This is a genomic window from Oceanobacillus iheyensis HTE831 (assembly GCF_000011245.1).
Lineage (GTDB): Bacteria > Bacillota > Bacilli > Bacillales > Amphibacillaceae > Oceanobacillus > Oceanobacillus iheyensis.
In genome coordinates, this window is record NC_004193.1 from 1,512,352 (window position 1) to 1,537,325 (window position 24,974).

The window sequence follows — 24,974 nt, forward strand, 5'->3', positions numbered from 1 at the left end:
AGACTCTACAATGAATGGATAACGTAGTTTTAAGAAACATAGGAAATGTTTCTGTAGGAGGTGCCTTTAATTGGATAATAGTGAAGTTTTAGTAAGCCTAGATATTGGAACGACAATGATTAAAGTGATTATAGGAGAAGTACAATCAGATTCTCTAAATATTATTGGAGTAGGTACTGCAAAATCAAATGGCATGAAAAAGGGTGCAATTGTTGATATCGATCAGACGGTACATTCTATTCGAAATGCTGTAGAACAAGCAGAACGTATGGTTGGAATGCATATTGAACGAGTGGTTGTAGGCATTAATGGCAGTCACATACAATTACAGCCTTGTCATGGTGTAGTTGCAGTACAGAGTGAGAATCGTGAAATTGGAGATGAAGATGTCACGAGAGTCATTGATGGTGCTCAAGTTATATCTATACCACCAGAACGCGAAATCATAGATGTTATACCTCGACAATTTATTGTAGACGGTTTGGATGAAATAACAGATCCAAGAGGTATGATTGGTGTCCGCCTTGAAATGGAAGGAACGATTATTACTTGTTCGAAGACAGTTCTACATAATATATTAAAATGTGTGGAGCGTGCTAATTTAGAGGTATCTGATATTTGTCTTCAGCCTCTTGCTGCTGGTACAATAGCATTGTCAAAAGATGAAATGAATATGGGAGCAGCTTTAATTGATATAGGTGGAGGATGTACGACTGTATCTGTCTTTGAAAATGATCATCTAGTTGCAACAAGTGTAATTAGCCTTGGTGGAGATAATATTACCAAAGACCTTTCGATTGGTCTGCGAACTTCCACGGAAGAAGCGGAAGATATTAAGATGAATTATGGCCATGCTTTTTATGATGATGCTCAAGAAGATGAGACATTTGAAGTTTCAACAATTGGAAGTAACCAGAGACAAGTTTTTAATCAGTTACAAATTGCAGATATGATTGAAGCTAGATTAGAAGAAATTTATGCTTATGTAGAAAGAGAAATTCGTAAAATGGGTTATAGGGAACTTCCAGGAGGGTATGTATTAACCGGTGGTACCATTGCAATGCCTGGAAGTCTAGAGTTAGCGCAGGATTTATTTTACTCGAATGTACGAGTTGCGATCCCTGATTATATTGGGGTGAGAGAGCCACAATTCACCTCGGGAATTGGAATTCTGCAATTTGCTTATCGTAATGCGAAGATACAAGGGAAAGAGTTGTACCCATCCGTTATCTTGGATGCGGCTAGCCCACAAAAACCTAAAAAACAAATAAAACCATCTAAAGAGAAAAAGGAAAAAAACGAAAGTAAAAAGAAAGAATCAGGTTTTGCGAATCTATTTAAATATTTCTTTGACTAAACTAATAGATTTTTAAAGTTATAATTAATTTCGTTAAACATGTAATCTGGATATTAGGAGGAACGGACTATGTTGGATTTTGATACAAATATGGAAGAACTCGCAACAATTAAAGTTATAGGAGTAGGTGGAGGCGGTAATAACGCTGTAAACCGAATGATAGAGCATGGTGTTGAAGGTGTAGAATTTATTGCTGTAAACACAGATGCACAAGCGTTAAACTTGTCAAAAGCTGAATCCAAAATTCAAATCGGAGGTAAGCTAACTAGAGGGCTCGGTGCTGGAGCCAATCCTGAAGTTGGTAAAAAAGCTGCCGAAGAAAGTAAAGAACAGTTGGAAGAAGTACTTAAAGGTGCGGATATGGTATTTGTTACTGCTGGAATGGGCGGTGGAACTGGAACGGGAGCTGCCCCTGTTATTGCACAAGTAGCTAAAGACATTGGCGCTTTAACCGTAGGTGTTGTAACTCGTCCATTTAGCTTCGAAGGAAGAAGACGCTCTACGCAAGCAGTCTCTGGTATTGATACGTTAAAAGGAGCTGTAGATACACTAATTGTCATTCCTAACGATCGATTACTTGAAATTGTTGACAAGAATACACCAATGCTTGAAGCATTCCGAGAAGCAGATAATGTACTTCGTCAAGGTGTACAAGGTATTTCTGATTTAATTGCAAAACCAGGTCTTATTAATGTTGACTTTGCTGATGTGAAGACAATCATGTTTGATAAGGGTTCTGCATTAATGGGAATTGGTATTGCTACAGGAGAAACAAGAGCAACAGAAGCAGCGAAAAAAGCTATTTCCTCTCCACTATTAGAAACATCTATAGATGGTGCGCATGGAATACTTATGAACATTACAGGTGGAACAAACTTAAGTTTGTATGAAGTTCAAGAAGCTGCAGATCTTGTAACCTCTGCTGCTGATCAAGAAGTAAATGTTATCTTTGGTTCAGTAATAAATGAAAACTTAAACGACGAGATTGTTGTCACTGTTATTGCTACTGGTTTTGATGAAAATGCTAAAAAAGTAGATACTAGACAAAAACAACAACGAACGAACATTGGGCAGTCACAACAAACAGCTTCTAAAGATTTGAATGAAGCTGCAAGTACGAGAGAAACTAGAGAATCAAGAGAATCACAACAACCTTCCCAGCCGCAGGCTCAATCTCGTCCACGTCAAGACGAGGAAGAATTGGACATTCCAACATTCTTAAGAAATCGTAATAGAAATCGATAGGAAGTAAATAAACTCGCAAATATGCTAATAAAATCCAGCTATCCATAGATAGCTGGATTTTTTGTGCGAAATAAATTAATAACGGAGAAATTAATTTCATTTTTAAATTGGATACGATTTTCTCACAACCTACTATTATTAAAACGAACCTTCGACATATTCTTTATAAAATTTGATAAATAAATTTATAGTATTCATAGAACTTACTCCAAATTTTAGATGAATAGTTTATATCGCCACTGACAGAATTAGGTATAAAAAGTGTAAATTAGCTTATTTATGCATACAAGAAGTGACAGACTTTGCTTAGCTCGTCATCTATACTTTTCATTAATTCCATTTCATTACTATTATATGCTTATCACCTACCATCATTTGCATCAGGGAAGGAAGAGGGTTATTGACTATTTACCTCGATGCCGTCTGGATGTTAAATTTTTTGATTGATCTTATGTTACTCATGTTAGTAAAGTTACTTGCCAGGGATTCTGTGAATCTATTGAGGCTTTTATTTGGTGCATTAATTGCATCTCTAATTGTACCAATAACTATTTTCTATCCAGAATCTTTTATTAATGGAGCTGTTGGGAAGCTCCTTTATTCCGTATTGATTATTTTTAGTGCCTTCGGATGGAAAGGTACATATCAGACGTTGAAATTATGTTTATTATTTTATTTTGTATCATTTGCTATTGGTGGAGGATTAACAGCTATACATTTTATGCTATCAAGTCCTGTTTCTATGACAGCAAATGGGATGATTACATTTAACAAAGGTTTCGGAGACCCAATCAGCTGGTTGTTTATATTAATTGGATTTCCAATTATCTGGTACTTCACAAAGAGACGTATGGACGAGCATGTTGGAGAACAAATTAAGTATGATCAAATGTGTGAAGTTTTTTTAACTTTAAATCAAAAAGTACAACAATCAAAGGGTTACATTGATAGTGGAAATCAATTAGTTGATCCGCTGACAAAACGACCAGTTATTATTTGTGATCGAACGTTTTTAAAAGAATGGTTCACAGAAGATGAATGGCTTCAACTAGAAAAAGCAAAAAATAACTTAGATATGGATGAAATTCCAAAACGTTGGCAGGATAAGATACAAATTATTCCCTATCAAGGTGTAGATGGTGGGAGTTCAATGATGATTGGGATTCGGCCAGAGAGAGTGATAGTTAATTATAATGATCAACAATTACTTGCTACCAATGTGATCATAGGCATCCAATTTGGGAATTTAGTGCGAGACGATAGCTATCACTGCTTATTACATCCACAAATTATGAAACAGTCGATTATACATTCAGCATAAAGGAGTGAAGGTTGTGCGCGTTTGGAAAGTTAAACTAAAATTGCGATGGTATCAGTTGTTAATGAAGTTAGGTCTAAAATCAACAGAAATTTATTATATTGGAGGAAGTGAAGCACTACCACCACCACTTTCTAAACAAGAGGAACAAGAACTGTTAATCCGGTTACCTAAAGGAGACAAGGCAGCCAGGGCGATGTTAATCGAGCGGAATTTGAGATTAGTCGTTTATATAGCAAGAAAATTCGAAAATACTGGTATAAATATTGAAGATTTAATTAGTATTGGTACGATTGGATTAATAAAGGCAGTCAATACATTTAACCCGGAGAAAAAAATAAAACTTGCGACGTATGCATCACGTTGTATCGAAAATGAAATATTAATGTACTTACGTAGAAATAATAAACTGAAATCAGAAGTGTCATTTGATGAACCATTGAATATTGATTGGGATGGCAATGAATTGCTGTTATCAGATGTAATGGGAACAGAAGAAGATATAATCACAAAAAATCTAGAATCCACTGTTGACAAAACATTACTAAAGTCGGCATTAGAAAAGCTTAATGCACGAGAAAAACAAATAATGGAACTGCGCTTTGGACTTATAGGTGAAGAAGAAAAAACACAAAAAGATGTAGCTGATATGTTAGGAATTTCTCAGTCATATATATCTCGTTTAGAGAAAAAAATAATTCGTCGATTAAAAAAAGAATTTAATAAAATGGTATAGCTTGATGTAATAAGGATTTCCCCTTTTTTTAAAATGTAGGTCCTAATGTTGGTTGCATAAAAAATCCTTCCAGAGGAGATACTGTCCATGAACAGCATCATCGACTGGGAGGGTTGACTATAATGACAAGACATAAAGTAGAAATATGTGGGGTTGATACATCTAAGCTACCCGTACTTAAAAACGAGGAAATGAAAAAACTATTTGTTCGAATGCAAGAAGATGGAGACATTACTGCACGAGAGGAATTAGTGAATGGTAATCTACGTCTCGTGTTGAGTGTTATACAACGATTTAATAATCGTGGTGAGTATGTGGATGATTTGTTTCAAGTGGGTTGTATAGGTCTTATGAAATCTATTGATAACTTTGATTTATCACATAATGTACGTTTTTCCACGTATGCTGTTCCGATGATTATTGGTGAAATAAGACGTTATCTTCGTGATAATAATCCGATTCGTGTTTCTCGTTCTTTAAGAGATATTGCATATAAAGCATTGCAAGTACGTGAGAAATTAATTAGTAAAACTTCAAAAGAACCATCTCCTGCAGAAATTGCAAAGGAAATGGATATACCTCAAACAGATGTAGTATTTGCTTTAGATGCTATACAAGACCCAGTTTCACTCTTTGAACCAATATACAATGATGGGGGAGATCCTATATTTGTTATGGATCAAATAAGTGATGAGAAAGATAAAGATTCCAGTTGGGTAGACAAATTGTCATTGAAAGAAGGTATGCATCAACTGAATGAGCGTGAAAAAATGATACTTAATAAACGATTCTTCCAAGGGAAAACACAAATGGAAGTAGCCGATGAAATTGGTATCTCACAAGCTCAAGTATCTCGTTTAGAAAAAGCGGCAATTAGTCAAATGAATAAGCAAATGTTCGAATAAATTGTTACAATGCTATACGGTTGAAACTCCATATGAAAACAATTAGCCTTGAGGTATAAATAAAACTTTAGAGAATTAATAACCTGGCCTTATTTTATAAGTGCTGGGTTTTTTATGTGTGTTAATAATTCCTAGTCATCTAGTGAAATCGAAATTACTGAGATATCAAAGACTACAAATTTTATCTGCTGAGCTATTGTGATCGTTAGCAGTTAAAAATCTACATATCAGAAATTGGATTTATTTAGTTATCACTTAAAATGAAATTGTATATTATTTTTACGAAAAAATTGGGCTTGCTTGCATATATTGTATAAAGAAAGGATGATAGCTATGGTTAAATTATCGGACTTGCAAATGAAAGAAATTATAGCAGTAGATGATGGGAGCAGATTGGGTCATATCATTGATTTAGAAATAGACGGAAATAATGGAAGGGTTCTTGCAATTATTGTTGAAGGAAAAGAAAAAAAGCAAGGAATGTTTGCTAAAGCAGATGAACTTTTAATTGCCTGGGAAAAAATTGTTCGTATTGGAGAGGAAGTAATTTTAGTGAAAGAAATTTATGGTCCCGGAATCTATGGCAGTGCATAAGGAAAATAATTCATAAATATGATACCATTATGACAAGATGAAATAGTATTTTCCGGGGGGATATGAGAGTGAAAGATATATTTATACAGAAAGAAGCGCGTTATTTTCATGTGGAAGAATGGGAGAGAGAACACCCTGGATTAATGGTAGGTTTTACAACGAAAAATGGTGGTACAAGTATAGATGAATACAGTTCTTTAAATATGGGATTTCATGTAAATGATAGGGAGCAGAATGTACTGCAAAACAGAAAAATATTGAGTGAGCAATTGCACGTAGACTTATCCAATTGGGTGGTTGGCGAACAAGTTCACGATACAAAGGTGGCACTTATTCAGGCTACTGATGTTGGTTCTGGGAGTCATTCAAATAATACATCATTATCTGGGGTAGATGGATTAATTATCCCTCCTGATGTAAATGCCCTAGCTGTATCACTATATGCTGACTGTGTTCCATTGTATTTTTTTGATCCAGTGACGAAATTTGTAGGAATTGCGCATGCAGGCTGGAAAGGTACAGTGGGAAGAATCGCATCGAAAATGGTACAGTCATTTGTAGATCAAGGGTCAGAAAAGAAAAATATTAAAGTAATTGTAGGACCATCCATTTCAAGAGAACATTACCAAGTAGATAATAATGTTATTAAACATTTGACTGACAATGAAATGCAAATTTGTACGAATCAAGTATCTGATAATCAATATTTATTAGATTTAAAAGAGTTAAATAGAGAAATCCTTTTACAATCTGGTGTTTTTCGTCATAATATAGAAGTAACCAAATATTGTACGTTTCGTGATGAAACGCTATTTTTCTCTCATCGTCGTGATAAAGGAATAACAGGTAGGATGCTTGGATTTATAGGATATAATGTGTAAAAAAGGGTGGAGAACGACAAAATGGTAGATGTGGCAACGAATTTATCTAATATACAAGAAAACATTAGACAAGCTTGTGCAAATGCAAACCGTAGTCCTGAAGATATTCGACTTATTGCTGTGACAAAATATGTTACAATTGAACGAACCAAGGAAGCGATTAATGCAGGAATTGACAATCTTGGCGAAAATCGAAACGAAGGTTTTTTGGAAAAATATAATGAAATTCAAAATCAAGTGAACTGGCATTTTATTGGTTCCTTACAGTCACGTAAGGTAAAGGATATCATTAACCAAGTAGATTTTATACATTCTTTGGATAGAAAATCATTAGCTAAAGAAATAAATAAACGAGCTACTCATCCAGTTAACTGTTTTGTTCAAGTAAATGTTAGTGGGGAAGAATCGAAACACGGAATTTTCCCAGATGAAGTGATTTCATTTATTAAGTCATTATCTGGATACGAAAATATTAAAATAGTTGGACTAATGACAATGGCTCCACATGTGGAAGATCCAGAGGATGTGAGATCTGTCTTTAAAAAATTGAGAGATCTACGAGATGAAATAACAAAAAAAGAATTACCACACGCACCATGTGAATGGCTTTCAATGGGAATGAGTAACGATTATCATATTGCTATAGAAGAGGGAGCTACACATGTACGTATTGGATCGAAACTCGTTGGATAGAATTTTTAAGTAGAGAGGTGAAGGAGATGAGTTTTAAAAATAAATTAAAAGATTATTTTATGGGTGACGAATATGAGTATGAATATGTAGACGAGGATAATCAATCTGAAGAACCAACACAAAAAGAAGCTAAAGTGAATCCCAAAAATGTGGTTAATTTATCAAGCGTTCAGCAAAGTAATTCTCGCGTTGTGTTAATTGAACCACGTAATTATAATGAAGCACAAGAGATAGCTGACAATATAGTTAATCGCCGTGCAGTTATTATTAATCTGCAGCGAGTAGATCATCAACAAGCAAAACGAATTGTTGATTTCTTAAGTGGTACTGTATATGCTGTCAAAGGTGATATCCAGAAACTAGGAGCAGAAACATTTTTGTGCACACCAGATAATGTAGAGGTATCAGGTACAATCACTGAAATGTTGTACGAACAGGAAGAATATGACAAAGGATGGTAACAGCGTATGATGCAAATTTTGAATCTTATTAGTATGGGGATCACAATATATAGCTTTGCTTTATTTATTTATATTATGATGTCCTGGATCCCAGGAGCAAGAGAATCTTCATTTGGAGAACTGCTAACGAAAATTTGTGAACCTTATCTAGAAATATTCCGTAGGTTCATTCCCCCACTAGGTATGATTGATTTATCTCCAATCGTTGCAATTATAGTACTTAATCTTGCACGTCAAGGAATTTTTGAGTTTTTCCGAATGTTCATTTATTAAGGAAAGGAATTATAATGGAAGTTTATCAACATTTTCGTAAAGAAGAACAGCCTTTTATTGATCAAGTTTTTTCTTGGAAAGAGCAAGTAGAACGTTCTTTTATCCCAAAGCTAACGGATTTTCTTGACCCTCGTGAGCAAGAAATAGTCACTTCGTTGATTGGAGAACATAATGAGGAACTTCAGGTAAGAGGTTTTGGTGGAAGTAACAAGAGTGAACGAAGTAGAATGATTTTAGCTCCAAAGTATGAAGAGATTACAGAAGATATGTTTCAAATTCAACTACTCGAAGCAAATTTCCAACCAAAATTTGTAATGATAGAACATCCAGATGTAATGGGAGCTTTTTTATCACAAGGAATTAAGCGAAAAAAACTCGGTGATATTATAATTGAGGATGGTAAGATACAGATTATAGCCGCTTCAGAAATTTCCCCATTTGTACAAATGAATTTAACATCGATTAGAAAATCATCTGTACACTTTGAACAAAAGGACCTGCAATTACTCATTAAAAAAAATGAAACATGGATTGAACGTGATAAGACCGTATCTTCTCTTCGTTTAGATACAGTTATTAAAGAGATTTATCCACTATCACGAAAAGAAGCAACTGTTTTTATTCAAAAAGGATTAGTGAAAGTGAACTATAAGTTAGTCGATGACAATAAATTTCAGTTGCAAGAAAAAGACATGATTTCGATTCGAGGTCATGGTAGAAGTAAGCTTACATCTATAAGAGGAAAATCAAAAAAAGATAAAGTGAAAATAACAATTGCTACACTCAAATAATGGTATAATTAATGCAGGAATTATTGTTTATTTGTCGAATTAATGTGTAATAAGGATTTTTAAGTATTTATATCGCTAAGGAGGTGACGATGGTGGCATTATCACCATTGGACATTCATAATAAAGAGTTTGCAAAAGGATTTCGCGGATATGATGAAGACGATGTAAATGAATTTTTAGATCAAATTATCAAAGATTATGAGTTAGTTATTCGTGAAAAGAAAGAGGCAGAAGAAGAAGTTAGACAATTACGTGAGCGTTTAGGCCATTTTACTAATATTGAAGAAACATTAAATAAATCTATTCTCGTAGCACAAGAAACAGCAGAAGAAGTAAAAGGAAATGCTTCAAAAGAATCGAAACTAATTATTAAAGAAGCAGAAAAAAATGCTGATCGTATTGTGAATGAGGCACTTAGCAAGGCGCGTAAAATTTCTTTAGATGTGGAAGAGCTGAAAAAGCAAGCGAAAGTATTCCGTACACGTATGCGTATGTTAGTACAAGCACAATTAGAAATGTTAGGTACGGATGATTGGGAAGAGTTATTTGATACTGAAATCGATGAAGAATTAGAGCTTCTAGAACAGCAGTCTTAATGACGTGATGTTCATTTTTAAAATTACATATCATTCTATGAACTATATGGAAATATGAATAGGTAAAAGCAATGATAGAGACAGTATAAAAGTAGAACCGATCTAGCGAATTGAGGATGGTGTGAGCTCAGTGCGGAAAGCTTTTAGAAAATCACTCTTGAGTTTTCATTACGAAACAAGTAGTAATGGACGGTTCATCTCCGTTATCGATCTTAAAGTGAATGTAATGGATCAACATTAGATTTATAAGGGTGGTACCGCGAGTCTTCTCGTCCCTTTTGGGATTAGAAGGCTTTTTTTGTTATAAATAGGAGGTTTTATTGTAATGGATTACAAACAAACATTATTAATGCCAAAAACTGCATTTCCGATGCGTGGAAATCTACCGAACAAAGAACCAGAACGACAAAAAAAGTGGGAAGAAACGAATCAGTACGCAAAGACATTAGAACGTACAAAAGGTAGACCGTTATTTGTTTTACATGACGGACCCCCTTATGCTAATGGAGATATCCATATAGGCCATGCATTAAATAAGGTGTTAAAAGACTTTATTGTCCGCTATAAGTCCATGACAGGTTATCATGCGCCATATATTCCAGGATGGGATACACATGGATTGCCAATTGAGACAGCTTTAACGAAGAAGAAAAAAATAAAACGTAAAGAAATGGATATAGCTGCTTTTCGTAAGTTATGTGAAGAATATGCACTAGGGCAAATTAATAATCAACGTGAACAGTTCAAACAATTAGGAGTTCGCGGTGATTGGGACAACCCGTATATTACACTCACGAAAGATTATGAGGCATCACAAATTAAGGTCTTTGGAGATATGGCAAGAAAAGGATATATCTACAAAGGATTAAAGCCAGTTTATTGGTCTCCTTCATCTGAGTCTGCATTGGCAGAAGCGGAGATTGAATATCAAGATAAGCGGTCACCATCGATTTATGTAGCTTTTGAAGTAAAAGGTGGACAAGCATTATTATCGGGTGGAGAGAAATTTATTATTTGGACTACGACACCGTGGACATTGCCTGCAAATCTAGGAATTAGTCTACATGCTGATTTGACATATATTGTTGTCCAGGTAGGAGAGGAAAAGTATATAATTGCTGAGGCTCTGTTCGATGATGTAAGTGAATCACTTGGTTGGGAGAATCCTCAGGTGTTACAAAGCTTTAAAGGTAAAGAAGCAGAGGGTATAGAAGCACAACATCCATTTTACGATCGTACTTCACTAGTAATGTTAGGAGAACATGTTACAACCGATGCTGGTACAGGCTGTGTTCATACTGCACCTGGGCATGGGGAAGATGACTTTTATGTCTCCCGTAGTTATGGAATAGATGCTTTCTGTCCAGTAGATGAGAAAGGTGTGTTTACTCAGGAGGCCCCTGGATTTGAAGGCTTGTTTTATGATGAAGCTAATAAAATAATCACGGAGAAATTGGATGCAAGTGGTGCTTTGCTCAAGTTAGAATTTATTACGCACTCCTATCCACATGATTGGCGAACGAAGAAACCAACTATTTTCCGAGCAACATCGCAGTGGTTTGCCTCGATTAAAGATTTCCGTGTAGATATTCTAGAGGAAATTAAACAAGTAAATTGGTATCCTCATTGGGGCGAAACAAGATTATATAATATGGTACGAGATAGAGAAGATTGGTGTATCTCTAGACAACGTGCCTGGGGTGTTCCAATTCCAGTATTTTATGGAGAAGATGGCACACCAATTATTACTGATGAAACGATTAATCACGTCTCAGAATTATTCCGTGAACATGGATCAAATATTTGGTTTGAAAAAGAAGCGAAAGAATTATTACCAGAAGGATTTACTTCTGAGCATAGTCCCAATGGGAATTTTGCGAAAGAAACAGATATTATGGATGTTTGGTTCGATTCTGGATCTTCACATGAAGGTGTGTTACTTAACAGACAAAACCATCAACGTCCGGCTAATGTATATCTCGAAGGTAGTGACCAGTATCGTGGTTGGTTTAACTCTTCTTTATCTACTTCGGTTGCAGTAACTGGAAAAGCTCCCTATAAAGCAGTAATCAGCCATGGTTTTGTTTTAGATGGGAATGGTAGAAAGATGAGTAAGTCGTTAGGAAATGTCATCGTACCATCAAAAGTACAAAAGCAATTAGGTTCTGATATTCTACGACTATGGGTATCTAGTGTTGATTATCAAGCAGATGTTCGTATTTCTGATGATATTTTGAAGCAAACATCGGAAAGCTATCGTAAAATCAGAAATACGTTTCGATTTTTATTAGCAAATCTTGCAGACTTTAATCCCAATACGGATCGTGTAAAAGAAGAGAACATGGAAGAAGTAGACCGTTATATGGTCCACCGTTTGCAGAATGTATTAGCGGAAGCACACAAAAACTATAATCAGTATGAATTTGCTCCTGTCTTCCAACAAATTCATCATTTTTGCTCCGTTGATTTAAGTTCATTTTATCTGGATTTTGCGAAGGATATTCTTTACATTGAAGCAAAAGATCATCCTCGTAGACGTAGTATTCAAACGGGGTATTATGAAGTGTTAACTAGTTTAGTGAAACTTATTGCACCAATTATCCCGCATACGGCGGAAGAAGTTTGGGAGTACATTCCAGAACCGGAGGCGGAAAGTGTTCATTTAACGGATATTCCAGAAGCACGTGACGTTGCCATTAATGAACAAACGGTTGATAAATGGAACCACTTCATGAAAATCCGAGATGATGTATTAAAAGCTTTAGAAGAAGCTAGAAGTGAGAAAGTTATTGGGAAATCATTAGAAGCAAAAATATCTATTGCAGCTAAAGATGAAGGCACTAAAAAAGTATTAGATGAAATGGAGCACTTACATCAATATTTTATTGTCTCAGAAGCAGTAATTGTTGATACGTTAACCGATGCAAAAGAAGGTAACGTTGTAAATGTACAAGTTGAGGTACACCCTGGAGAAACATGTGACCGCTGTTGGGTATCTTCAGAAACAGTAGGTGAAAATAAAAATCATCCTTCTTTATGTAGTCGATGTGCGGATGTAGTTACTAAGCATTATGCAGATTGAAGATGGTTACCATATAAATTAATATAAATCGAGGCAGATGATTTCTGTTGGAAAAGAATGTATAGCATAGAAGTGCAATGTTCGCATTGTCTAGCATCAGCTTTTCCTCAGGGACCTCTGCTTTTTTTTGAAGATATCTTTTGGTTAGACAGAAGCAGTTTACTGGCTTGATGAATAACGTTGTAGTTTTCCTAAAACACTATTTTCTATAGTATCAACCATTTTATTTGTTTTTCTCCAAAGATACATTATGATTTGGAATCACGTTTGTTCTTGAAAATGTTTGAGCACCGGTATAAGATAGAAAGAGTTCGATTAGAATCGAGGGGTATAATAAATGATTATGTATTATTTAATAGCTATTGCGCTTGTCATTATTGACCAACTAACGAAATGGTTGGTAGTTTCACGTATGGAGTTAGGGGAATCTATATCTGTTATTGATAACTTTTTCTATATAACTTCACACCGAAACACAGGAGCAGCTTGGGGAATATTAGAAGGACAAATGCTCTTATTTTATATAATCACTACTATAGTCATAATCGGTATTATTTATTTTTTACATACACATGCGAAAGGTGACAAATTACTATCCGTTGCACTTGTGGTAATTTTAGGAGGAGCAATAGGTAATTTTATTGATCGTATATTTAGACAAGAAGTAGTTGATTTTGCAAACTTTTACATCTTTGATTATAACTTTCCGATTTTTAATGTTGCTGACTCATCATTAACCATCGGTGTAATTCTATTTCTCATAGCTACGATTCTGGAAGAAAAGCGTCAGAAAGGAAAATCAAAATCATGACAAAGAGTCAACACATCGTGACAGAACAACAAGGAAAAACAAGAGTAGATAAACTATTAACACAATTGCTTGCGGATCAATCACGTTCACAAATACAAGGATGGATTGATGAAGGATTGGTAGAAGTCAATGGTGTATCTGTAAAAGCAAATTATAAGTGTGTAGAAGGTGATGCACTTACATGGGAAATACCTGAAACGAAACCATTAATACTAGAACCCGAAAATATCCCTTTGGATGTTGTGTATGAAGATTCGGATGTCATTGTTATCAACAAACCAAAAGGTATGGTTGTACATCCTTCAGCTGGTCATCAAACTGGTACACTTGTACATGCTTTGTTGTATCATTGTGATGATTTATCAGGGATTAATGGTATAGAACGCCCTGGTATCGTACATCGAATAGACAAAGATACAAGTGGATTATTAGTAGTTGCCAAAAATGATGTTGCACATCAAAAATTATCTGATCAATTACAACAAAAACAATTAAAACGTAAATATGTAGCAATTGTTCACGGTGAAATTGGACATGATACAGGATTAATTGATGCTCCGATTGGTCGTGATCCTAAAGATAGACAAAAAATGGCGGTTGTAGATAATGGAAAATCTGCTATTACACATTTTCGTGTGATAGAACGATTCCCTGACTATACGTTTGTTGAGTGCCAGCTTGAGACTGGGAGAACCCACCAAATTCGGGTTCATATGCAATATATTGGTTTTCCGTTAGTGGGAGATCCGAAATATAGTCAACGTAAAACAATGAATGTAGATGGGCAAGCATTACATGCAAAAGAAATTGGATTTTATCATCCCAAAACAGGTGAATGGCTTGAGTTTGACGCGAATCCACCAGAAATATTTACAGAAGCGCTCAGCTTTATTCGTAAAATGTATTGACAGTTTAAGAATCTTTTGGAATAATACAAGAAGAACAGTTGAATAGAACCTTTAAAAAATAGTCCAGAGAGGCTAGAAAGGGATCGTATGTTACATGTAAAAGTATGCCCTTTTTCCTTTCTTGGAAAAGGGCATTTTTAGATTGAGGTGAGATACGCAAATGAAAAAGAAAACGGAAATACTGGATGCAGCATCCATACAACGAGCACTAACAAGAATGTCTCATGAAATATTGGAAAAAAATAAAGGTGGAGAAAATCTCGTCTTGATTGGAATAAAAACAAGAGGTGTTCCACTAGCAAAGCGTATCCAGCAGAAAATTAAGCAAATCGAATCTATTGAGGTTCCTTTAGGTGAATTAGATATTACCATGTATCGAGATGATCTTGACAAAGTATCTGAACAAGAGGACCCGAAGATTAACTCTGTTTCAATTGGAATGGATATAACCGATAAACATGTTATTTTGATAGATGATGTATTATTTACTGGAAGAACGGTTCGAGCAGCAATGGATGCTGTTATGGACGTTGGTCGCCCCTCTACAATCCAGCTTGGTTCACTCGTGGATAGAGGGCATCGTGAGTTACCTATCCGTGCTGATTATGTTGGGAAGAACATACCAACATCGGATCGAGAAATTGTTGTTGTTCAACTAAGTGAACAAGATCAAGAAGATCGTGTATCTTTATATGAAAAATAAATATGTTCAGCTTTTAATCAAATCCTGAGAGGTTTGGAAGGTTGTTTTTGGCTACGTATATCTTTGGATACCTATATATTCCAGGATACGTATAGCTCTCTGCAACCATTTTGCAGAGAGCTTTTTTTATAACTAAATCTTCGTTATTACGGATACATGAAGGAGGAAGTCGATGAGACATTTTATTTCTGTTAATCAATTGGAAGCCGATGAAATGTATCAAATAATACGAAAAGCAAATGAATTAAGAGACCGACCAAATCAATTAAATCGCCAATTATTTGCTGGTAATCTGTTTTTTGAACCGAGTACTCGAACAAAAATGAGTTTTTCAGTTGCGGAACGAAAGTTAGGTGTGGAGATATTGGATTTCCATACAGAAGCATCGAGTTTGGCAAAAGGTGAATCGTTATATGATACAGCAAAAACATTTGAAGCGATTGGGGCTAATTTCTTAGTAATAAGACATCCTTCAGATCAATGGATAAGTGAATTGGAGCAGGGAGGAAAATTAAACATACCAGTCATTAATGCTGGTTCTGGCAAAGAAGAACATCCAACTCAATGTTTGCTTGATCTACTAACGATGTATCAAGAGTTTGGTTCAATTAAAGGGTTGAAGGTTGTGATTGCTGGAGATATAAAACATAGTCGAGTAGCTAAATCCAATGCAATGGCGCTTACGAAACTAGGTGCGAAAGTAATTTTTAGTGCCGCACCAGGATTTGAGGACCATACGTTAGATTATCCATACCTGACCATGGATGAAGCCATAGAAGAAGCTGACGTGTTAATGTTACTGAGAATTCAACATGAGCGACATCTGCATAAAGCAGAGACTTCAGATTACCTATCACTCTATGGTTTAACGAAAGAAAGATATAAAAAGTTACAAGATCATGCAATTCTTATGCATCCAGCTCCGATAAATCGTGGGGTAGAAATAGATACAAATTTAGTAGAGAGTGAAAAATCAAGGATTTTTAAACAAATGTCCAATGGGGTTTACGTACGAATGGCAATTATCATGCACGTATTATCAGAATGGGGGATTATTCATGAAAACAATCTTATTAAACGCAAATCGCTTACTGCCATCTAATGAATTAGAGAAAGTAGAAGTACTTATAGAAGATAATAAAATAATAAAAATTGCATCTCAGATTCCTGATAAGGTAGAAAACTATATTGATATAGAAGGAAAGTTACTGTTGCCTGGACTAATTGATGTTCATATTCATTTACGCGAACCGGGTGGAGAACATAAGGAAACAATTAAAACAGGAACAATGGCAGCTGCAAGGGGTGGATATACGACTGTATGCGCAATGCCAAATACAAATCCAGTTCCCGATCATCCAGAAGCTTTAACGAGTTTACTTTCTAAAATAGCGGATGATGCACATATACGTGTATTACCTTATGCATCAATTACTAAGAGCTTAAAGGGAGAAGAAAGGACAGATATCCAATCACTAATCGATGCTGGTGCATTTGCCTTTACAGATGACGGGGTTGGTATACAAACAGCAGATCAAATGTATCAAGCAATGAAAGATGCAGCACGACATAACACTACCATCGTGGCACATTGTGAAGATAATAGTCTCGTATATGGCGGTGTGTTGCATGAAGGAGAAGTAAGTGAACGTTTAAGCTTACCTGGAATTCCTTCCTTAAGTGAGTCAGTACAGATTGCGAGAGATGTATTATTAGCAGAAGCGACAGGATGTCATTATCATGTCTGTCATGTTAGCACAAAAGAATCGGTACGTGTAATCCGCGATGCTAAGAAAGCAGGCATACATGTAACTGCAGAGGTTTCTCCACACCATCTATTACTTAATGAGACCGATATTCCTGACGACAATGCAGACTGGAAGATGAATCCTCCGTTGCGTTCAACGGAAGATCAACAAGCACTATTCGATGGTCTAATGGATGGAACCATTGACCTAATTGCAACCGATCATGCACCTCATGCTACGGAAGAGAAAGCAGTTGGATTCAAGGAAGCTCCTTTTGGAATCGTAGGACTAGAAACAGCATTTCCGCTTTTATATACACATCTAGTTTTAAAAGGAAAAATGACGCTGTATCAATTAGTAGAAAGAATGACTGAAAAGCCAGCAGCGACATTTCAACTTCCATATGGAAAATTAGAAGAAGATTCAGTGGCTGACATAACCGTTATTGACTTAGAAAAAGAAGAAACGATTCATCGTGAAACATTTTATTCAAAAGGTAAAAACACACCTTTCGATAATTGGAAAGTAAAAGGAATTCCTGTACTTACAATGGTAAATGGAGTAGTTGTATACGAGGAGGCTAAACAACATGAAGAAGCGTAAATTAATACTAGAAGATGGAACTGTTTTTAATGGGACAGCGTTTGGAAGTGATGCCGAATCAAGTGGTGAGATTGTATTTAATACTGGAATGACAGGTTATCAAGAAGTCATCACAGATCCTAGTTATTGTGGTCAATTCGTTACATTAACTTATCCTTTAATTGGAAATTATGGCATTAATCGCGATGATTTTGAAACAGTGACACCATTTATTCATGGTCTTGTTGTAAAAGAGTATAGTGAATTTCCATCTAACTTTCGAAATGAGGAGACTTTAGATGAGTTTTTACAAGCTCATAATATTCCTGGAATTGCAAATATTGATACACGGAAGCTCACTCGAATCATACGTAAGCACGGTACAATGCGAGCAGTAATGGTCGATGAGCAGAAAAATGAGCAACACGTTATAGAACAATTAAGACTTGCTGAAATGCCTCGAGACCAGGTGAAACGAACTTCGACCATTAAACCATATGTTGTACCAGGAAGAGGGCTACGAGTAGTAATGGTTGATTTCGGTGCAAAGCATGGGATTCTAAGAGAATTAACAAGACGTGACTGTCATATCACCGTTGTCCCTCATAACTATAGTGCGGAAGCAATCTTACGATTAAAACCAGATGGAATTATGTTGACGAATGGACCTGGGGATCCAAAAGATGTTCCAGAAGCAATTGAAATGATAAAACAACTTCTCGGCCAAATCCCTATATTCGGCATTTGCCTTGGACATCAATTGCTGGCATTGGCTTGTGGAGCAGATACGGAAAAAATGAAATTCGGTCACCGGGGAGCGAATCATCCAGTAAAGGATTTACTAGCCGGAAAAACGTATTTAACATCACAAAACCATAGCTATGCAGTTAACGTTTCGTCGCTAGTTAACACAGATCTCGAATTAACGCAGATCGCTTTAAATGATGATACGGTAGAAGGAATTCGCCATACTGCCTTCCCGGCATTTTCAGTTCAATATCATCCAGAAGCATCACCAGGACCGGAGGATACGAATTTCTTATTTGATGAGTTTTTAAACCTGATTAAGGCTAGCAAAGTGAAACAAGGAGGAGAAGTATATGCCTAAACGTACAGACATCAACAAAATTCTTGTAATCGGATCAGGACCAATCATTATTGGTCAAGCTGCGGAATTTGATTACTCAGGTACGCAAGCTTGTCACGCTTTGAAAGAGGAAGGTTATACTGTAATATTAGCTAATTCCAATCCAGCAACCATTATGACGGATCATACTGTAGCAGATAAAGTGTATATGGAGCCATTAACAGAAGAGTTCCTAACTAAAATTATCCGTAAAGAAAATCCAGATGCCATTTTACCTACCTTAGGAGGACAAACAGGTCTGAATCTAGCGATGGAACTGTTTCATAAAGGGATCTTGGAAGACCACCAAGTTCAACTATTGGGGTCAGCACCAGCCTCCATTGAAAAAGCAGAAGACCGAGAGCTGTTTCGTAAATTAATGAATGAGTTGGGCGAGCCAGTTCCTGAAAGTGCAATTGTTCATACAGTAGAAGAAGCGTTTGATTTTGCTCATACGATAGGCTTTCCACTAATTGTACGTCCTGCTTACACGCTCGGTGGAACTGGTGGTGGAATGTGTTATAACGAGGAAGATTTAAAAGAAATTACGAAAAATGGCTTATCCTTATCTCCAGTGAATCAGTGTCTAATCGAACGAAACATTGCCGGATTTAAAGAAATTGAATATGAAGTAATGAGGGATAAGAATGACCAAGCTATTGTAGTATGTAACATGGAGAATATTGACCCAGTTGGAATTCATACTGGTGATTCAATTGTAGTAGCTCCATCACAAACATTAAGTGATCGAGAATATCACTTATTGCGTAATGCTTCGTTAAGAATTATTCGAGCATTAGAAATTGAAGGTGGATGTAACGTCCAGTTGGCGCTAGACCCGAATAGTTTCCAATACTATATTATCGAAGTTAATCCGCGAGTGAGTAGATCATCTGCCCTTGCATCAAAGGCAACTGGATATCCAATTGCAAAAATTGCTGCAAAAATCGCAGTTGGTTATTCCTTAGATGAAATTATTAATCCAATTACAGGAAAAACTTACTCTATGTTTGAACCTGCGCTTGACTATGTGGTTACAAAGTTCCCACGCTTTCCATTTGATAAGTTTACTGCAGGAGATCGCCGCCTTGGAACACAAATGAAAGCAACAGGAGAAGTGATGGCGATAGGTAGAAACCTAGAAGAATCATTATTAAAAGGGGTACGGTCACTAGAAATAGGTACGGAGGAGCTATATTTGAAAAAAGCGGCAAATATCACGGAGGAAACGTTAGTGAAACGCTTAATACGAGCAGATGATGAACGCATCTTCTTAGTAGCTGAAGCGCTTCGTCAGGGATATTCTGTCGATTGGGTTTTCAACCATACGAAAATCGATCCTTTCTTTTTACATGCCATAGAACGTGTTGTAAATATGGAAGTAATATTGAAAAGCGATGTGGGTAACCTAGAAAATCTCACAAAAGCAAAGCAATGGGGCCTATCCGATTCTGAAATAGCAAGGCTATGGGAAATGGAAGTCGATGATATTTATCAGATACGTAAAGAAAATCAAATAATGCCTGTGTTTAAGATGGTAGACACTTGTGCAGCAGAATTTGCTTCAGAAACACCTTATTTCTATAGCACCTATGAAGAAGAAAATGAATCGATTGTTACAGAGCGAAAGAAAATATTAGTGTTAGGTTCAGGACCAATTCGAATTGGTCAAGGAATAGAATTTGATTATGCAACCGTCCATTCAGTTTATGCAATTAAGGAAATGGGTTACGAAGCAATTATTATGAATAATAACCCAGAAACCGTATCTACCGATTTTACAATTTCGGATAAGCTTTATTTTGAACCATTAACTTTAGAAGATGTTATGCATGTTGTCGAGTTAGAACAGCCAGAAGGAGTAATTGTGCAGTTTGGTGGACAGACGGCAATTAATCTGGCAGAAGGCTTAGAAAGAAGAGGAGTACGTATCCTTGGGACAGGATTAGATGCAATTGATCGTGCGGAGGATCGTGATAAATTTGAAGTCTTATTAGATGAACTAGATATACTTCGACCAAAAGGGAAAGCTGTGCCGCGATTAGATCAAGCAATTGACACAGCAAATGAGATTGGCTACCCGGTTCTTGTTCGCCCTTCCTATGTAATCGGTGGAAGTAGAATGGAAATTGTATACAATGAACAAGAATTAGAAAATTACCTGAAAAAGTCCAGTCATATCGATTCTGCTCATCCAATTTTAATTGATAAATATTTAACAGGTATGGAAGTAGAAGTTGATGCGATAAGTGATGGTGAAACAACGATTATTCCAGGTATCATGGAACATATCGAACGTGCAGGTGTTCATTCTGGAGATTCGATGGCAGTCTACCCGCCACAACGGTTATCAACTACTGTGAAAGAAAAATGCTTGGACGCTGCGATAAAGATTTCAAAAGCGCTTCAAGTGAAAGGATTAATAAATATCCAATTTATTATCCGCGAAGAAGACGTGTATGTTCTGGAAGTAAACCCTCGGGCAAGTAGAACGATTCCTTTCTTAAGTAAGATTACGGGGATTACAATGGCAAATATCGCTACCAGATGTATTCTTGGTGAAAAACTAGCAGATCAAGGTTTCGAAACGGGAATTCTACCAGAACAAGATCAAGTATCGGTTAAGATACCAGTATTTTCTTTTGAAAAATTGCGCAGCGTAGATACGATTCTTGGGCCAGAAATGAAGTCTACTGGTGAGGCGATAGGCTATGACAGAACCTTAGAAAAAGCACTATACAAAGGAATGATCGCTGCAGGTTTGACTGTTCCTCAAGAAGGAGGAGTACTTCTTACTGTAGCGGATAAAGATAAGGCGGAGATGCTAGAAGTAGCAGAACATTTTCACCAACTAGGGTTTGTTCTATATGCAACAGAAGGTACAGCAGAATATGTAAAACATGAAGGGAAATTACCGGTGGTTCCAGTTGCTAAGATTGGAGCAGAAGAACCAAATGTACTCTCAATCATTGAATCAGGGCAAGTCCAGTTTGTGATTAACACCTTGAATTCCGGTCAAAAGCCTCGTTCTGATGGATTCTTAATCCGAAGAGAAGCAGTAGAACATGGAATTGCTTGTTTGACAAATATGGATACCGTAAACGCCATATTACGAGTTATTGATGCAACATCGTTTAGTGCGAAACCGATTGGAATAGATAAGAAGGTGGTCATGTCATGAGAAAACGCGAGACAATGTCTGTTCTATCGGTAACACAAATTGCTACAGACACCTTTGAGATGATAGCGGAAAATAGTAGAATTAGTGAACAGGCAAAACCAGGACAATTCGTACACATTTACATTCCTGGACATACGTTACGACGTCCGATCTCTATTGCAGCAGTGGATCCTTCCACTGCTAGTGTTTCACTTGTATTTAAAGCAATTGGAGATGGGACGAAACAATTATCAAACTATCTACCGGGAATGCAAATCGATGTGTTAGGTCCGAATGGGAATGGTTTTTCTATAGATATTTCTGAAGATGAACGGGTGCTGCTAATTGGAGGAGGAGTAGGTGTTCCACCAATGTATCACTTGGCAAAACGGCTGTCAGAAGAAACATCGATAGATATTGTCTCAGTGCTTGGGTTTCAGACAAAAAATGCAGTATTTTACGAAGAAGAGTTTAACCGTATTGGTGAAACGTATATTGTTACCGATGATGGTTCTTATGGGACCCACGGTGTCGTTACAGATATTGTAGGACAATTTACAGATCGTACACAATACTTTAGCTGTGGTCCATTGCCAATGTTAAGAGCGGTGAAAAGTAAACTTAGTCATATCCCAGGAAAGGTTTCTCTAGAGGAAAGAATGGGATGTGGCGTAGGTGCATGCATGGCCTGTGTATTGCCTACCGTGGATAATCATTATAAAAAAATCTGTAGTGAAGGACCAGTTTTTGTTGCTGAGGAGGTGGTCCTATGAATCTGTCAGTAAAATTACCAGGATTAAACTTAAAAAATCCGATCATGCCGGCATCTGGTTGTTTTGGGTTTGGAAAAGAATACAGTGAGTATTATGATTTAAGTCTTTTAGGTGGAGTAATGATGAAAGCAGCCACTCAATTTGAAAGATTAGGTAATCCAACTCCACGTGTCGCAGAAACTAGTGCAGGAATGTTAAATGCAATAGGTCTTCAAAATCCAGGAGTCCAACAAATAATTGACCATGAAGTGCCGCGACTTGCAAAATACGATACATCCATTATTGCAAATATTGCTGGTAGTTCTATTGAGGAATATGAGTTTGTAGCAGCTTCATTTAACCAAACAACAGATGTAGACGCACTTGAATTAAATATTTCTTGTCCAAATGTAAAAGAAGGTGGAATTCAATTTGGTACAGACCCTTTCATGGCAAAAAAGGTGACGGAAGTAGTAAAGAAAGCAAGTAACAAGCCTGTATATGTAAAGCTTTCACCAAATGTGCATAATATTGTCGAGATGGCAAAAGCCGTAGAAGAAGCTGGTGCAGATGGGCTATCGATGATTAACACATTGACAGGAATGAAAATTCATCTACCATCACGTAAACCGTTAATCGCCAATAAAACCGGTGGACTGTCTGGTCCTGCAATAAAGCCGGTTGCTATTCGTATGATATATGAAGTAAGGCAACAAGTTTCGATTCCGATTATCGGGATGGGTGGCATCACTAGCGCGGAAGATGTTTTAGAGTATCTAATAGCTGGGGCTGATGCTGTTGCGGTCGGTACTGCGAATTTTCAAAATCCATTTGTTTGTGTAGATATAATAAATGAGTTACCAGAAGTATTGGAGCAGTATGGATTTAATTCAATAGAAGATGTTATCGAAAAAAGGGGGATTACGGTATGACCATGTTTGTAGCACTAGATTTTCCTGATTGGAAACAAACAGAGGCATTTCTATATAAAAATGAATTGCAAGGTGTTCCTGTTAAAGTTGGTATGGAACTGTTTTATAAAGAGGGCCCTAGCGTAATTGAGAAATTAAAAAGGAATAATCACTCTATTTTTTTAGATCTTAAATTACATGACATACCAAATACAGTCCATCGAGCAATGAAAAATATTGCTTCCTTAGGGGTCGATTTAGTTACAATACATACACTTGGCGGAAGTGAAATGATTGCTCAGGCGAAGCGTGGACTTGAACATTCACAAACAAAACTGATTGCAGTAACCCTGTTAACATCGGTAGATGAAGAAGTAGTTCAACATCAATTACGTTTACCTGGAAATATTCCAGCAAATGTTGCTCATTTAGCGAGCTTAGCAAAAGCTAATGGAGCGGATGGAGTCGTTAGCTCTGTACATGAAGTAGCTTCTATCAAAAAAACTTGTGATACATCTTTCTTAACGTTAACCCCAGGAATACGATTTGATAGTTCGGATGTTCATGATCAAAAACGTGTTGCGACACCAGAAATGGCAAATCAAGTTGGAAGTGACTTTATCGTAGTAGGTAGAGCGATTACGCAATCTGATCATCCTTATACAGCATATATGGAAGCAAAGAAACGATGGGAGGAAGCTTCGGATGAATAAACAAATTACAAAGGAACTACTAGAAATTGGAGCAGTACAGATTAATTTAGATACATATTTTACTTGGACATCAGGATTAAAATCTCCCATCTATTGTGATAATCGTTTAACAATGAGTTATCCCAAAGTAAGAAAAAATATTGCTCGTGCATTTATTCTAATGCTAGAACAAGATGGCTTTAAACCTGATGTGATAGCAGGTTGTGCTACAGCAGGTATATCACATGCTGCATGGTTATCTGATCTTTTAGGTCTACCGATGGTGTATGTAAGATCTAAACCGAAAGGACATGGGAAAGGAAATCAAATAGAGGGTGCCAGTGTAGAAGGAAAAACGGTACTCGTAATTGAGGATTTAATCTCTACAGGTGGATCGTCTATTGAAGCTGCAAAAGCACTACAACAAGCAGGGGCTAATATCTTAGCAGTCTATTCCATTTTTACTTATGGGCTGGATAAATCAAAGGACGCTTTTTTACAAGCAAATATCGCTTACAATTCCATTACCGGTTTTGATGAATTAATTCAAGAACTAATTGGTTCTGGTGAGTTATCAGAAGAAGAAAAAAATGAATTGTTGACTTTTAGAGAAAGTTTGTAGATATTTTAGTATCGAAATAGAAAAATG

Annotated in this window: 24 protein-coding genes and 1 other annotated feature; all 24 genes read left to right on the top strand. The window is 36.4% G+C overall.

What is annotated here, in order from left to right; translation table 11 throughout:
- Positions 1-70: 70 nt before the first annotated feature.
- The 24 genes from ftsA to pyrE all read left to right on the top strand — a co-directional run bounded on the left by ftsA (position 71) and on the right by pyrE (position 24,947).
- Positions 71-1,357 carry a cell division protein FtsA gene (gene ftsA, locus OB_RS07640; protein ID WP_011065873.1) on the top strand — a complete coding sequence of 429 codons (1,287 nt, stop codon included), beginning with the start codon at positions 71-73 and terminating at the stop codon, positions 1,355-1,357.
- 69 nt (positions 1,358-1,426) lie between these two features.
- A complete protein-coding gene (gene ftsZ / locus OB_RS07645) occupies positions 1,427-2,602 on the top strand; it encodes a cell division protein FtsZ (protein WP_011065874.1) in 1,176 nt (391 codons plus the stop codon).
- A 400-nt stretch (positions 2,603-3,002) separates the two neighbouring features.
- Entirely contained in the window at positions 3,003-3,923 is a 921-nt protein-coding gene (gene spoIIGA, locus OB_RS07650) for a sigma-E processing peptidase SpoIIGA (RefSeq protein ID WP_011065875.1), read from the top strand.
- Positions 3,924-3,936: 13 nt separating this feature from the next.
- Positions 3,937-4,656 (top strand): RNA polymerase sporulation sigma factor SigE, encoded by a 720-nt coding sequence (gene sigE / locus OB_RS07655; RefSeq protein WP_011065876.1) that lies wholly within the window; start codon positions 3,937-3,939, stop codon positions 4,654-4,656.
- A 122-nt stretch (positions 4,657-4,778) separates the two neighbouring features.
- Positions 4,779-5,561: an RNA polymerase sporulation sigma factor SigG gene (sigG, locus tag OB_RS07660; protein ID WP_011065877.1), complete on the top strand. Its 783-nt coding sequence runs from the start codon at positions 4,779-4,781 to the stop codon at positions 5,559-5,561.
- Positions 5,562-5,894: 333 nt separating this feature from the next.
- The gene (locus OB_RS07665) at positions 5,895-6,155 is read left to right on the top strand and encodes a YlmC/YmxH family sporulation protein (protein ID WP_011065878.1); all 261 of its coding nucleotides are present in this window, start codon (positions 5,895-5,897) and stop codon (positions 6,153-6,155) included.
- A gap of 62 nt (positions 6,156-6,217) precedes the next feature.
- Positions 6,218-7,036, top strand: coding sequence for a peptidoglycan editing factor PgeF (pgeF, locus tag OB_RS07670; RefSeq protein ID WP_050750213.1), 819 nt, complete (start codon positions 6,218-6,220; stop codon positions 7,034-7,036).
- Between the two features lie 21 nt (positions 7,037-7,057).
- The gene (locus tag OB_RS07675) at positions 7,058-7,729 is read left to right on the top strand and encodes a YggS family pyridoxal phosphate-dependent enzyme (protein ID WP_011065880.1); all 672 of its coding nucleotides are present in this window, start codon (positions 7,058-7,060) and stop codon (positions 7,727-7,729) included.
- Between the two features lie 26 nt (positions 7,730-7,755).
- Positions 7,756-8,190: a cell division protein SepF gene (locus OB_RS07680; protein WP_011065881.1), complete on the top strand. Its 435-nt coding sequence runs from the start codon at positions 7,756-7,758 to the stop codon at positions 8,188-8,190.
- Between the two features lie 6 nt (positions 8,191-8,196).
- Entirely contained in the window at positions 8,197-8,463 is a 267-nt protein-coding gene (locus OB_RS07685; protein ID WP_011065882.1) for a YggT family protein, read from the top strand.
- A gap of 14 nt (positions 8,464-8,477) precedes the next feature.
- Positions 8,478-9,254 carry an RNA-binding protein gene (locus tag OB_RS07690; protein WP_011065883.1) on the top strand — a complete coding sequence of 259 codons (777 nt, stop codon included), beginning with the start codon at positions 8,478-8,480 and terminating at the stop codon, positions 9,252-9,254.
- Between the two features lie 92 nt (positions 9,255-9,346).
- Positions 9,347-9,850 carry a DivIVA domain-containing protein gene (locus OB_RS07695; RefSeq protein ID WP_011065884.1) on the top strand — a complete coding sequence of 168 codons (504 nt, stop codon included), beginning with the start codon at positions 9,347-9,349 and terminating at the stop codon, positions 9,848-9,850.
- Positions 9,851-9,912: 62 nt separating this feature from the next.
- Positions 9,913-10,130, top strand: a binding site (T-box leader).
- A gap of 45 nt (positions 10,131-10,175) precedes the next feature.
- The gene (ileS, locus tag OB_RS07700) at positions 10,176-12,932 is read left to right on the top strand and encodes an isoleucine--tRNA ligase (protein ID WP_011065885.1); all 2,757 of its coding nucleotides are present in this window, start codon (positions 10,176-10,178) and stop codon (positions 12,930-12,932) included.
- A gap of 337 nt (positions 12,933-13,269) precedes the next feature.
- A complete protein-coding gene (gene lspA / locus OB_RS07705) occupies positions 13,270-13,743 on the top strand; it encodes a signal peptidase II (protein ID WP_011065886.1) in 474 nt (157 codons plus the stop codon).
- Positions 13,740-14,651 carry an RluA family pseudouridine synthase gene (locus tag OB_RS07710; RefSeq protein ID WP_011065887.1) on the top strand — a complete coding sequence of 304 codons (912 nt, stop codon included), beginning with the start codon at positions 13,740-13,742 and terminating at the stop codon, positions 14,649-14,651. The genes lspA and OB_RS07710 overlap by 4 nt, the downstream gene beginning before the upstream one ends.
- A gap of 160 nt (positions 14,652-14,811) precedes the next feature.
- Positions 14,812-15,354 carry a bifunctional pyr operon transcriptional regulator/uracil phosphoribosyltransferase PyrR gene (gene pyrR / locus OB_RS07715; protein WP_011065888.1) on the top strand — a complete coding sequence of 181 codons (543 nt, stop codon included), beginning with the start codon at positions 14,812-14,814 and terminating at the stop codon, positions 15,352-15,354.
- Between the two features lie 172 nt (positions 15,355-15,526).
- Positions 15,527-16,456 carry an aspartate carbamoyltransferase catalytic subunit gene (locus OB_RS07720; protein WP_011065889.1) on the top strand — a complete coding sequence of 310 codons (930 nt, stop codon included), beginning with the start codon at positions 15,527-15,529 and terminating at the stop codon, positions 16,454-16,456.
- Complete coding sequence (locus OB_RS07725; RefSeq protein ID WP_011065890.1) at positions 16,413-17,705, top strand: dihydroorotase; 1,293 nt, start codon at positions 16,413-16,415, stop codon at positions 17,703-17,705. Before OB_RS07720 ends, OB_RS07725 begins: the two co-directional genes overlap by 44 nt.
- Positions 17,692-18,792 carry a carbamoyl phosphate synthase small subunit gene (locus tag OB_RS07730; RefSeq protein ID WP_011065891.1) on the top strand — a complete coding sequence of 367 codons (1,101 nt, stop codon included), beginning with the start codon at positions 17,692-17,694 and terminating at the stop codon, positions 18,790-18,792. Before OB_RS07725 ends, OB_RS07730 begins: the two co-directional genes overlap by 14 nt.
- Positions 18,785-21,991 carry a carbamoyl-phosphate synthase large subunit gene (gene carB, locus OB_RS07735; RefSeq protein ID WP_011065892.1) on the top strand — a complete coding sequence of 1,069 codons (3,207 nt, stop codon included), beginning with the start codon at positions 18,785-18,787 and terminating at the stop codon, positions 21,989-21,991. Before OB_RS07730 ends, carB begins: the two co-directional genes overlap by 8 nt.
- Positions 21,988-22,743: a dihydroorotate dehydrogenase electron transfer subunit gene (locus OB_RS07740; RefSeq protein ID WP_011065893.1), complete on the top strand. Its 756-nt coding sequence runs from the start codon at positions 21,988-21,990 to the stop codon at positions 22,741-22,743. The genes carB and OB_RS07740 overlap by 4 nt, the downstream gene beginning before the upstream one ends.
- Entirely contained in the window at positions 22,740-23,654 is a 915-nt protein-coding gene (locus OB_RS07745; RefSeq protein ID WP_011065894.1) for a dihydroorotate dehydrogenase, read from the top strand. Before OB_RS07740 ends, OB_RS07745 begins: the two co-directional genes overlap by 4 nt.
- Positions 23,651-24,346 carry an orotidine-5'-phosphate decarboxylase gene (pyrF, locus tag OB_RS07750; protein ID WP_011065895.1) on the top strand — a complete coding sequence of 232 codons (696 nt, stop codon included), beginning with the start codon at positions 23,651-23,653 and terminating at the stop codon, positions 24,344-24,346. The genes OB_RS07745 and pyrF overlap by 4 nt, the downstream gene beginning before the upstream one ends.
- Positions 24,339-24,947, top strand: a complete 609-nt coding sequence (pyrE, locus tag OB_RS07755; RefSeq protein WP_011065896.1) for an orotate phosphoribosyltransferase — start codon at positions 24,339-24,341, stop codon at positions 24,945-24,947. The genes pyrF and pyrE overlap by 8 nt, the downstream gene beginning before the upstream one ends.
- Positions 24,948-24,974 lie beyond the last annotated feature (27 nt).